Below are 10,674 nucleotides of genomic sequence, written 5' to 3' on the forward strand. Positions count from 1 at the left end.
GCGGTTGATCATTGCGAACTGTGTGCCGGCCCAAGCGCGCTGGGCGCAGGATCATGGGTTGTCCGCTCCACGCACGGCAGACGACCTGTATCGGTTGGTGGCCCGACAGATCGAGGATTTCCAGCCGGAGATCCTCTATGTCACGGACCCGATTCTGTTCGACAGCCGTTTCCTGCGCACCTTGTCCTGGCAACCACGCTTCATCGTCGGGTGGCGGGCGGCCAGCATTCCCCAGGGCATCGACTGGACCAGCTTCGATCTGATGCTGTCGAGCGATGAAGGGTGCCGCCACCGTGCGCTTGAGCTGGGTGCCCGCGCGGCTCTGCCGTTCCGGGCTGGGTTTCCCAAATTCCTGGCGGATGCGGTGGCTGATCAACCCAAGCAATGGGACGTTGTGTTTTCAGGCCAAGGGTCGGTCGAACATCTGGAGCGGTTGCGTGCCCTGATCGCGGTGGCGCGTGCGTCCGATCAGGGGCGGAATTTCAGCTTTGGCTGTTTCCTGGCCAACGCCAACCCGGCGATGCTGCCGGAGGAGCTGCGCGCCCATCTGCAGCCGGAGGTTTGGGGCATGGATATGCTGCGCACCTTGCGCAGCGGTCGGATCGTGTTGAACGCCCACATCGATCTTGTCACCCATCGCGCCCAGAACATGCGCCTGTTTGAAGCGACCGGAGCCGGGAGCCTTTTGCTGACCGAGGAGAGCGAGGCGCTCGGCGCGTTGTTTGAGCCGGGAGTCGAGGTTGCCACATACCGGGACCACGCCGATCTCTTGCAGAAGATCCGGCATTACCTGGACCATCCTGACGAGCGCGAGGCGGTGGCACGGCGTGGGCAGGAGCGCTGTCTGCGTGATCATGGAATGGCAACCTACGCCCGTGAATTCGACCGTCTGATCCGTGAGGGATTGAGCCGCCGGGGCACCATCTCCGGTGTTCGCGCGCCGTCGGTGACGATCGTCAACAGTTTCGAGAATTTTGGTGGTGCGGCACAGGCGGCGAACCGGTTGCACCGGGCGTTGCGCGCCGATGGCGTGGACAGTCGGATGCTGGTGCGTGACCGCTCCTCGGACGATGCATCGGTCGTTCAGGCCGCCGCCGCCGATCCGGCGGCGCGGGAGGGTTTCGTGGCCCGCTTCCGCGATCGCCTGGGGCCTTCCGGTGCTTTGCGGCTGCGTCCGGAACGCGGCTATTTCAGTCTGGACGTTGCCGAACGCGGGGCGTCCCTTCTCGCCGCCTTGAACGACCCGGCAAAGACACCGTCCGATCTCATCAACCTGCATTGGGTGGCTGATTTCCTGGATTGGGAGCTGTTCTTCCAAGCGGGCAACACGACCCGCCCGGTGGTCTGGACGCTGCACGACATGCGGCCCTTCACGGGCGGTTGCCACTATGCCTTTGAGTGCGACGGTTTTGCGTCCGCTTGCGGGCGCTGCCCGAACATCAACGGTGATGATGGCCGCGCGGCGGATCCGGCGGACCCCACCCATCGGATGGTGGAACGGCAACGCGCCCTGCTGGACCGGTGGGGCGGTCATCTCCATCTGGTCACACCCAGCCATTGGCTGGCGGGAGAGGCGGCGCGCAGCCGCGTGCTGGCTGGCCGCCCGGTCTCGGTCATCCCCAACAGCGTGGACATCCAGACGTTCCGTGCCCTGCCCAAGGCGGAAGCCCGGTCGCGTCTGGGGCTTCCGCCCGATGGGCGGTTGCTGGTGTTCGTGGCGCACGACCTGATGGAGCCACGCAAGGGGTACGCCCATGTGCGCCAGGCTCTGCCCGCGCTGTCGGGTGGACCGTCCACCCGGTTGCTGACCGTTGGAAAAGGGCGACCGCCAGCGGATTCCCCGATTCCGCACATGCATCTGAACGGGACGGACAGCGCCGAGACGCTCAATCTCGCGTATGCGGCGGCGGATCTGCTGGTGTTGCCGACGCTTCAGGACAATTTGCCGAACACGGTGCTGGAGGCGTTTGCGTCGGGCACGCCGGTGGCGGGGTATGCGGTTGGCGGTGTTCCCGAACATGTTCTGCCGGACCGCACCGGCGCTCTGGTCCCGACCGGTGACGCGGCGGCTTTGGGTGGTCTGCTGCGTCGTTTGATCGAAGCCCCGGAGCATTTGGCCCGGCTTGGCGTCGAAGCCCGGAGGCACGCCGAGCGTGAATTCGCTCCGACCGTCCAAGCCCGGCGTTATCGTGAACTGTTCACCGACATTCTGGCGATTCGGGGCAACCAGGGCGCATCCTGCTCCGCACCGTGATCGCCGCGTGAGAAGGAGCGCGCCTGCATGGCCATTTCCCAATTGGAATACCGTTTCCTCCGCATTGCCCATCAGAACGGGCTTTTGCCGAAGCGACCGGCGATCCTGGAGTTTGGCGAGACCGAAACGTTGGGGTTGAACATCGCGGATCTGGTTGCCGATCCTGCGCTTGTCCCCGATGAAGGGGTGCGCGCCGCGTTGACGGATCGTGCCCGGCGGCTGACGGGCGGACCGGGACCGAACTTTGCAGCCGCGAAGTTGCTGTACGAGGCGCTTTACGCTCCGTCGTCCTACACCGCTGTTGACCTGCATGGCACGCCCGACGCGATCCGGGCGGACCTCAACCATCCGCTGTCCCTGGGGCGGCAATATGACCTTTGCATCAACAATGGCACTTCCGAGCACATCTTCAATCAATTCCAATTCTACAAAACCATCCATGATCATACCCTGCCCGGTGGTATGATCATGCACTGGACGCCAACTTTCGGATGGGCCAACCACGGGCTTTATAATGTTCAGCCCGGTTTTTTCTTTGATCTGTCTTATGCCAATGGCTATGAGGTGGCCATGATCTGCCTTGGAACGGACCGCAATCTCTATCGCCTGACCGATGGAAACATTGGTTCCGATCTGTTGGCGCGATACCCGGACATGAACAATGCCCTGACTTTTGCGCTTCTTCGGAAGACCTCCGATGCGGACTTCCAGGTGCCACAGCAGGGCTGTTACCGGCAATAATTCGTGATTCCATTTCCACGCCGACCGGTCGGCGGACGTCTCAAGGAGGTCATCGGCCATGTGCGGTATTGTCGGAATTCTGAACCGGTCGGCTCCCATCGATCAGCCGGAGCTGTTGCGCTTCACCGACACGCTGACGCATCGCGGCCCGGACGGGCGTGGCGCGCTGGTCGACGCCAATCTGGGCCTTGGACACCGTCGGCTTGCCATCCTCGATCTCAGCGCCGATGGGCGCAACCCGATGGCGTATGGCGGGGCGGATGGGCAGCGCTATTGGATCACCTACAACGGCGAGGTTTACAACTTTCTGGAGTTGCGCGCTGAACTGGAGGGGTTGGGCCATGTCTTCCGCACCGGCACCGACACCGAGGTGGTGGTGGCCGCCTATGTCCAGTGGGGCGAGGACTGTCTCCTGCGTTTCAATGGCATGTGGGCCTTTGCCATCTGGGACCATCAGGAACGCACCCTGTTCCTGGCCCGCGACCGTTTTGGCATCAAGCCGCTGTATTACTGGAACGGTTCAACGCGGTTTGCCTTTGCCTCGGAGATGAAGGCCTTCTTGGCGCTCGACGGGTTCGAAGCCCGCTTGGACGAGGAGGCCGCCCGCCAGTCGCTGGCCAACGCCCAGGCTTATGAGGGGACCCGGACGGCGGCGATCCTGCGTGGCATCGAACGGTTGCCGGGTGGGTGCTCGCTGCGCGTTCGGGCGGGCGAAAACCCGGTGTTGCGGCGCTGGTGGAACACCCGTGACCATCTGATCGCCGTGCCGACCCGGTACGAGGAGCAGGTGGAGATGTTCCGCGATCTCTTCCTGGACGCGGTCCGTTTGCGGTTGCGCAGCGATGTGGCGGTTGGCACCTGCCTGTCCGGCGGGGTGGACTCCAGCGCGATCGCGTCCGCGATGGCCCACATCGTGGACAAACCGTCGGAGATGGGGGGGCGGTCCGGAATGGGCCGCAACGCGCCGGACTGGCGTCACGCCTTCATCGCCTGTTTTCCCGGCACCGTGCTTGATGAACGGGTCTATGCCGACGCTGTTGTCGCCCACACCGGGGCCATTCCCCATCATTGGACGTTCGATGCGGACGCGGCGCTGGGCAACATCGTTGATTCCGTGTGGGCGACGGAGGACATCTATCCCGGCTTGACCGTTCCGATCTGGTCGATCTATCGGGAAATGCGGCGGCAGGGTGTGACGGTGTCCCTGGATGGCCACGGCGGTGACGAACTGCTGGGCGGGTACACCTGGTATCTTGATTGGCCGATGAACCGGGTCAATGACGGGCTGTACCACGATTTCCACACCGGACTGCTGCCGTCCATCCTCCGCAATTTTGATCGTTGTTCGATGGCCCATGGCATCGAGGTGCGGATGCCGCTGATGGATTGGCGGTTGGTTCGTATGGCCTGCTCCCTGGGGCCGGAGGCGAAGATCGGCGGTGGTTACACCAAGCGGATCTTGCGCGATTCCATGGCGGGGATCATGCCCGAAGCCATCCGTCAGCGACGTTCCAAGCTGGGGTTCAACAGCCCGATGATCGAATGGCTGAACGGGGGAATGGCCAATCTGGTGCGCGAGGTGGTGTCCCATCCCTTCTGGCGCGAAAGCCCCTTCTGGGATGGGCCGCGCCTGGGCGACGCCATTTTGCGGAAAACCGCCGCCCGGGCCTGGAGCGTGGACGACTGGGCCACGGCCCTGTCCGTTTGGACGATGATGAATCTGGTGATCTGGCAAATCCTGTTCGTCGAAAGGGCGGGGCAGGGTCGGAATGGAGCGCGGCCATGAAGATTCTGCATGTTCATGAGGCCCAGGGTGTTGAGAGCGGAGCGCCCTTTCCAGTGTCCGCTCTCCCCGGGCTGGGGCACACGGTTCTCTCCTGTTCCGGTGATGGGGCGGCGCTGCGGGCGGCGGTGGAGAGATTCGACCCCGATGCGCTGTGGATTGCCGATGCGATCAAAACGGACCGGCGAAGCCTGCGCGCGGCGGAGCCGCTGTTTCCGGTGGAAAAGCCGGTTCTGACGGTTGGGTGGGCGGCGTCACCGCCCGCGTCCGATGTGGATTGGAGCGGTTTCGACCTGATCCTGTCCGACGATCCGCAGTGTTTGGAGCGGGCGGTGGAACGTGGGGCGGGCAAGGCTGAGGCCTTTCATCCGGCCTGCACGCTGGCGACAGCGTCCCGTCCCGCTGTTCCGCGCTGGGACATCCTGTTTCGTGGGGGTGTGACCGCGCAGGCGGGCAGCCGTCTGGAGTGTTTGCGGGAGTTGGCCAAGGCACCTTTGGGGTTTCGGGGGGAGTGCAGCCCTGTTTTCTTCCTGGCGGGTGACGATCTGGCCGGGCTGTCGTCGGGATTGCATCTGTACAACCAGGGAAAGCTGGATGATCACGCGCTCCCCACGGCGATGGCGGACAGCCGGATGGCGCTGCTGTTCGCGGATGAGACGGTGACGGCGGCGACAACCCTTGCGTTTGCAGCGGTATCCTCTGGCACCTTGCTGCTGGCGGAGCGGGGGTCTGTTGCCGAACGGTTGTTCGAGCCGGATCGGGATTTTCTGCGGTTCGGCTCTCCGTCAGAACTTCTGGATCTGGTCTACACCCATCGGGAGTGGAGCGAGACGGCACACGCTGTGACGGAGCGGGCGGGGCGGACGCTGCGTGAGCGGCACAATCCGTCTGCCCGTGCGGCCAGGTTTGCCGCTTTGCTGGACAGCATCCGCCCGCCGCGCCGTTCGGTCGGCTGATCCGCAATCAACGCTCTCATGAGTCGGATGTTTCCAATGCTGCCAATCACCATTCTTATACCGACCATGAATCGCCCTGATTATCTTCAGCGGGCGCTCACATATTACCGCGACGCTGGCTTTTCGGGCTGTGTCTTGATCGGGGACTCCAGCGAAGGGGATGTGGCGGCGCGTGTCCGGGAACTCGCTGACCGATTCGGTCAAGGGGCTTATCAGGTCCGCCTCTTACAATATCCAGCGAGCATGGCGCTTGTTGATGTTTGGCGCAGCATGATCGCGGAGGTCAAAACACCCTACGTCACCTATGCCGGTGATGACGATCTTCAAATTCCCGTGAGTTTGCAGGGTGCCGTAGATTTTCTTGAGAACAATCAAGACTATGTTGCGGTGAAATGCGAGATGCTGGAGGTCTGGACCGGTCAAGCCGCTCCGTATGGTGAGATCATCGGGGGGTTCCGGACACGGTTTCCAAATTATGACATTGGCACGGCGCGACAACGCTTTGTCACCTATGCGCAAATGGCACTCAGCGTGCAGTATGGTGTCTACCGCACGGACGTGTGGCGGACGGCCTACAATCTGATCCCAACCCCTTATCTTCCTTATTTCGGGGAGGAATTCTTCCCCTGCGCGATCTGTGTGGTTTTGGGCAAAATCAAATCTTTGCCTTATCTGGGCACGATCCAGCAGGTGGATGGGTCGGGCGGTGTGTGGAAGCGCCACACCATGTTTGATTTGATCCGTGCCCCGGAATGGCCGGAACTGGCGCGTCTTTTTCAGACGCGGATCGCCGCGCTGATCGCGCAGTTGGACCGTATCGCTCTGGTCCACGCGGAAGCCCTCACGGAACAGATCCTGTGGTGGCACGTGAACATGTTCATGCAGCATCACTACAAAACAAAATTTGAACAGCAAAAGGCTGAGGATCGGCAAAACGAACAGGATGTTCTGGCTCAGTTGAAGCGCTCACATGCGTTTCCGCTGATCGAGGCTGCGTTCCGTCGTCCGCTGCCGGATGGGCAATAGAACCGCTCCTGTGTTTGTCGCCACTGGCGCATCAGGGCGCCCATGACGCCGATCATGCGTCTTGAACGGCAAGTTCAAGCGCTTGTCGGTGTCACGGGGGCGACGGTGTTATCCGCGCGCGCGGGTCCAGAGTTGGTACATACCACCGAAGATGGTCGGGTTTTCGTCTTCCAGTTGGTTCCAATGAGCCAGCGAGGTCATCGACGGATCGTCGGGAAAGCGGCGGCGGTACAGGCTGCCCACCGCCGGATCGTTCAGGCGGAAGCCAAGAAACTCCAGATCAAGCGCCTTCAGCGCATGATCCAGCCATGGCAGCGTGGCGTGCAATTCACGGACATGCATCAGCAGATCCCGGCATGGGCTGATGCCGTAAAAATCAGGCGACCGGATGACCGCCCGGCCCGGGTGATCATCGGGCAGTGACAGAATGATCTGCCGAAGCCGCCGGATGCCGTCCGGTGTGGAGGGCAGGTCGGAACCGGCAAGCAGGTTGCGAACCGCCAGGATCGGCCGCCGGGCCGTGGCGCTGTACAGCCCCAGTTCCATCACCCCATGCGGGCGCAGAAGCGCGCGCAACGCGCGCAGCCCGGCCATGGGATCGTCCATGTGGTGGAGAACGCCAACGCTGTGGATCACGTCGAACCGACGGTCTTGCCCACCCAGTTCCAGAAGATCGGCCTGGGCGAAATCGATGCTCAACCCCAGCTGTTGGCTTTGGCGGGCGGCATAGGCAAGGCTGCGGCGGCTGAGGTCCACCGCCAACACCCGTGCGTGTTTCAGCGTTGTGGCGGACCACACCGCCTCCCGCCCGGTGCCGCAGCCGGCGATGAGCACATCGGGGGACTCCCAACCCGGCGGGGATGGGATGCTTGGGGCGATGTGTGGGAACAGGCCGCGCAAAAAGCGGGCGAGCGACACAGGCTCAGGCAAAACCCCGGTGGAGAGCCAGCGAGGGTATGGGTTCTCCTCGTACTGCGCGCGGACATCGATCGAGGTTGGGTTGTGGATCGGTGTCAGTGTTGGAAGGGACGCGGCGATGATCGCCTCGGCCGCCGGTTCAAGACATTGCCGCGTCAGCAACCGGATGATGGCCTCGGGCCAGGTGAAGCGGTTCAGCGCGTCGGACCATGGCCATTGATGCAGCGGATGATAGGCACCAAGCAGAGCCACCAGAACGGCCCGGGGTTGGGTGCCTTGGTCGATTGCGGCGCTGATGGCGTGAACCAGCGCAGGCAGCATCTGGGGTTCACACGTTGATTCAGGCAAAACATATTCCGTGAGGAAACATTGCTCGGCCAAGGCGGCGCACAACGTCTGCCAGACCGCTCGATCCGGCAGGCCGGGGCCGAACAGCGTCAACAGAAGCAGCCTGCGGATATGCGACAACGCATATTCCAACACCGGATCGATGATCGGTGTGGTGCGCAGGTGGGCCAGGAAAACCGCATCCGACGCCAATGTTTCGAGCGCGCCATCGGACAGAAGCGTCTGCTCTGCGTCGCTCAAGGCTGCGGCGGCGCTGTTTGGCAGGGCCGCCAGACGCTGCAGGATCGGCGATTCCCGGAGAAGGGCGGCCATTGCCCACGCAAGGGCGGGTGCGTCCACCTCTGGTCGGTTCAGGGCCGCCAGAAGATCGGGACGCAACGATTCATCGACCTTGGAGAGGGCCGGGTCGCGCAGCGCATCAACGAAGCCGATCCAGTGGCGCGGCGTGTCAGGCGCAAGGCGGATTGCGCGCTGGGCATAGGGCAGGGCCGACGCGCGGCGTCCAGCGTCCAGAAAGGTTGCGGCAATCGCGAAGGAAAGTTCGGCATTCTCCGGGGCGGATTGGGCGTGGGCGAAGGCTTCCGCCTCCGCTTCCGCGATGCGTCCGACCGACAGCAGCAGGGACAACAGGGTCAGACGGACCCCGCTGGGGGACCCGGCGGTCTCGGCGATCCGCCGCAGCGTGTTGATCGCTTCCGGGTCGCCGGTTTCCCGATGGAGGCGGGCGAGGTTGTTGAGAGCCGCCTGTTGTGTGGGCGCAAGCTCCAGCGCGTGCCGGTGCGCCGCCAACGCACCGGCACAATCACCGCCGGATTGCAGCGCGGCACCCGAATGGGTCAGGAGGGCGGCTCTGACGCTGGGAACGTCGGCAGCGTCCAGACGCAAGCCATCCTGGCAAACAGCGACGGCCTCTTGCCAGGCCCCCGCGCGGTTCAGAGCATCGGCCAGGAGCAGGCGGGTGTCCATCTGTTCGGGGGCCATGGCCAGAACCCGGCGGCAAACGGCAATCGCCTCGGGGAGACGTCCCGCGCGGTGGTGCAGGGTGCCGATCAGGTGGAGAGTCCCAAGCAGCCTGGGCCGCAACGCCACGGCCTGGGTTGCTTGTTCCAGAGCTTCCGTGTCGTGGCCCAGACGGGCCAGCAGCGAGGCGTGGTTGCCAAGAATCTCCGGCAGCATGGGGCGGTGGTCCAACGCCTGCCGAAACAATGCATCGGCCTCGCTGAAACGCCCTTCCAACATGCGGACCAGGGCCAGGGTTCCCCGGGTTTCCGCTCGTGCGTTTTGCGATGGCGGGTCATCGTGCTGGGCAATGGAGCGCAGAGCGGTCTCGCACGCCTGTGCGGCGTCCATCAGGCGGCCTTGCCGCAACCGGATCAGGGCTATGGCCCGATGGGTTTGCGCATTGTCCAGGTGCCCGTCATGCGGGCCTGCGCCGAGGCGGCGCAGCGCTTGCTCCGCTGCCGTCTCGGCCTCCTGGATGCGCCCGGCGGCGATGAGGGTCAGGGCCAGCAGGCACCAACTCCGAACCGCGTCTGGTGCTGTGCGGACCACGGCCTCAGCCCAGCCAACGGCCGCGATGGGTTGGCCCAGCAGGCGCGCCATCTCGACCAGAGCGGTGAGGGTGGGAGCGTCTTGCGGCGGGTTGGTCAACCACTCCCGGTGCAGGGCATCGACCGTGTCGGGGTGGCCGGACCGGCACAACTCCAACGCCTGTTCCACGCGGGGATCCGGCAGAACACCCGATGCGGAGCGGGGGGGAGGCTGGGGCGTGAAGGGAGGGGGCACGGTCACGGCGGATGCCTTTGGGATGGACGGAGCGGGTCAATAGGGCTGGTAGGACTTCTCCTCCACCAACTCAGACCCGAGCGCCAGATTGAGATCGCGCTTCAGCGCGGCGCGCCGATCATTGGTGTGGTAGACTTTGCGCGCCAGCTCAATGAAGCGGGAACCGAAATCCTTCGCCCGCTCGCAATCGCGGATCTCGTCTTCGACATCCCACAGGATGGTGTTGACCGCGCGCAAGTCATCGATCAGCGCCGCGACATCGGCGCGGCGGGTGTCGATTTGAGCGGTGACGGCGATCAACGCATCCCGTTCGGTGCGGACGTTGGCCAGCTTGGCCGGGTCAGCGATGCGTTCCGCTTTGATGTCGAGAATGGTGATCTTGTCCAGCAATTCACCCCAGGACACGGGAGCCAGGATCGGCATGTTGGCGCTTTCGCTGTGGTTGAGGACGGAGCGGTGAGAAGGAGGGGCGGCGGCGCGGCGGCGCAAAGCCTGCTCCAACCGGTCGATGGGGCCATCCCAATCCCCGGCCTGCGTCTGGCGGAACAGGCGCATGGTCGGGTACCAGGGGCTGTCGTCCCGGTCCAGCAGCCACCGCCAATCCGGCGCAAACGGGACCAGGACCCAGACGGGCACGCCCAGCGCGCCAGCCAGATGCGCGACCGAAGTGTCGACGCAGACGACCAGATCGAGGGTGGTCATGATGGCGGCGGTGTCGGCGAAATCCCGGATGTCGGGCGACAGGTTCAACAGCGGGAAGCCGCCCGGCGGGTTCGCCGCCTGCCCTTCGGTCGGGCCTTTCTGGATGGAGACCAGCGACACGCCGGGGATGGCGGCGAGCCGGGCGAAGGGAGCCAGACCAA

7 protein-coding genes are annotated in these 10,674 nt (G+C 64.1%); 5 read left to right on the forward strand and 2 right to left on the reverse strand.

Annotated elements, in window-relative coordinates:
• Positions 1-58 precede the first annotated feature (58 nt).
• Genes EJ903_RS24275 through EJ903_RS24295 form a run of 5 tightly spaced genes read left to right on the forward strand, consistent with a single transcriptional unit; the run spans position 59 to position 6,760 of the window.
• Positions 59-2,254, forward strand: coding sequence for a glycosyltransferase family protein (locus tag EJ903_RS24275; protein WP_158628007.1), 2,196 nt, complete (start codon positions 59-61; stop codon positions 2,252-2,254).
• A gap of 27 nt (positions 2,255-2,281) precedes the next feature.
• Entirely contained in the window at positions 2,282-2,995 is a 714-nt protein-coding gene (locus tag EJ903_RS24280) for a hypothetical protein (RefSeq protein ID WP_126620359.1), read from the forward strand.
• Positions 2,996-3,053: 58 nt separating this feature from the next.
• Positions 3,054-4,781: an asparagine synthase (glutamine-hydrolyzing) gene (gene asnB / locus EJ903_RS24285; RefSeq protein WP_126620361.1), complete on the forward strand. Its 1,728-nt coding sequence runs from the start codon at positions 3,054-3,056 to the stop codon at positions 4,779-4,781.
• Positions 4,778-5,734, forward strand: coding sequence for a glycosyltransferase family protein (locus tag EJ903_RS24290; protein ID WP_126620362.1), 957 nt, complete (start codon positions 4,778-4,780; stop codon positions 5,732-5,734). The genes asnB and EJ903_RS24290 overlap by 4 nt, the downstream gene beginning before the upstream one ends.
• 36 nt (positions 5,735-5,770) lie before the next feature.
• Positions 5,771-6,760 carry a TIGR00180 family glycosyltransferase gene (locus EJ903_RS24295; RefSeq protein ID WP_126620364.1) on the forward strand — a complete coding sequence of 330 codons (990 nt, stop codon included), beginning with the start codon at positions 5,771-5,773 and terminating at the stop codon, positions 6,758-6,760.
• Positions 6,761-6,868: 108 nt separating this feature from the next.
• On the opposite strand, the gene EJ903_RS24300 is transcribed toward EJ903_RS24295, so the two are convergent.
• Positions 6,869-9,817 (reverse strand): class I SAM-dependent methyltransferase, encoded by a 2,949-nt coding sequence (locus EJ903_RS24300; protein ID WP_126620366.1) that lies wholly within the window; start codon positions 9,815-9,817, stop codon positions 6,869-6,871.
• A gap of 30 nt (positions 9,818-9,847) precedes the next feature.
• On the reverse strand, positions 9,848-10,674 hold an 827-nt coding region (locus tag EJ903_RS27820; RefSeq protein ID WP_148105302.1), incomplete at its 5' end, for a glycosyltransferase family 9 protein.

The sequence above is a fragment of the Azospirillum griseum genome (assembly GCF_003966125.1).
GTDB lineage: Bacteria > Pseudomonadota > Alphaproteobacteria > Azospirillales > Azospirillaceae > Azospirillum > Azospirillum griseum.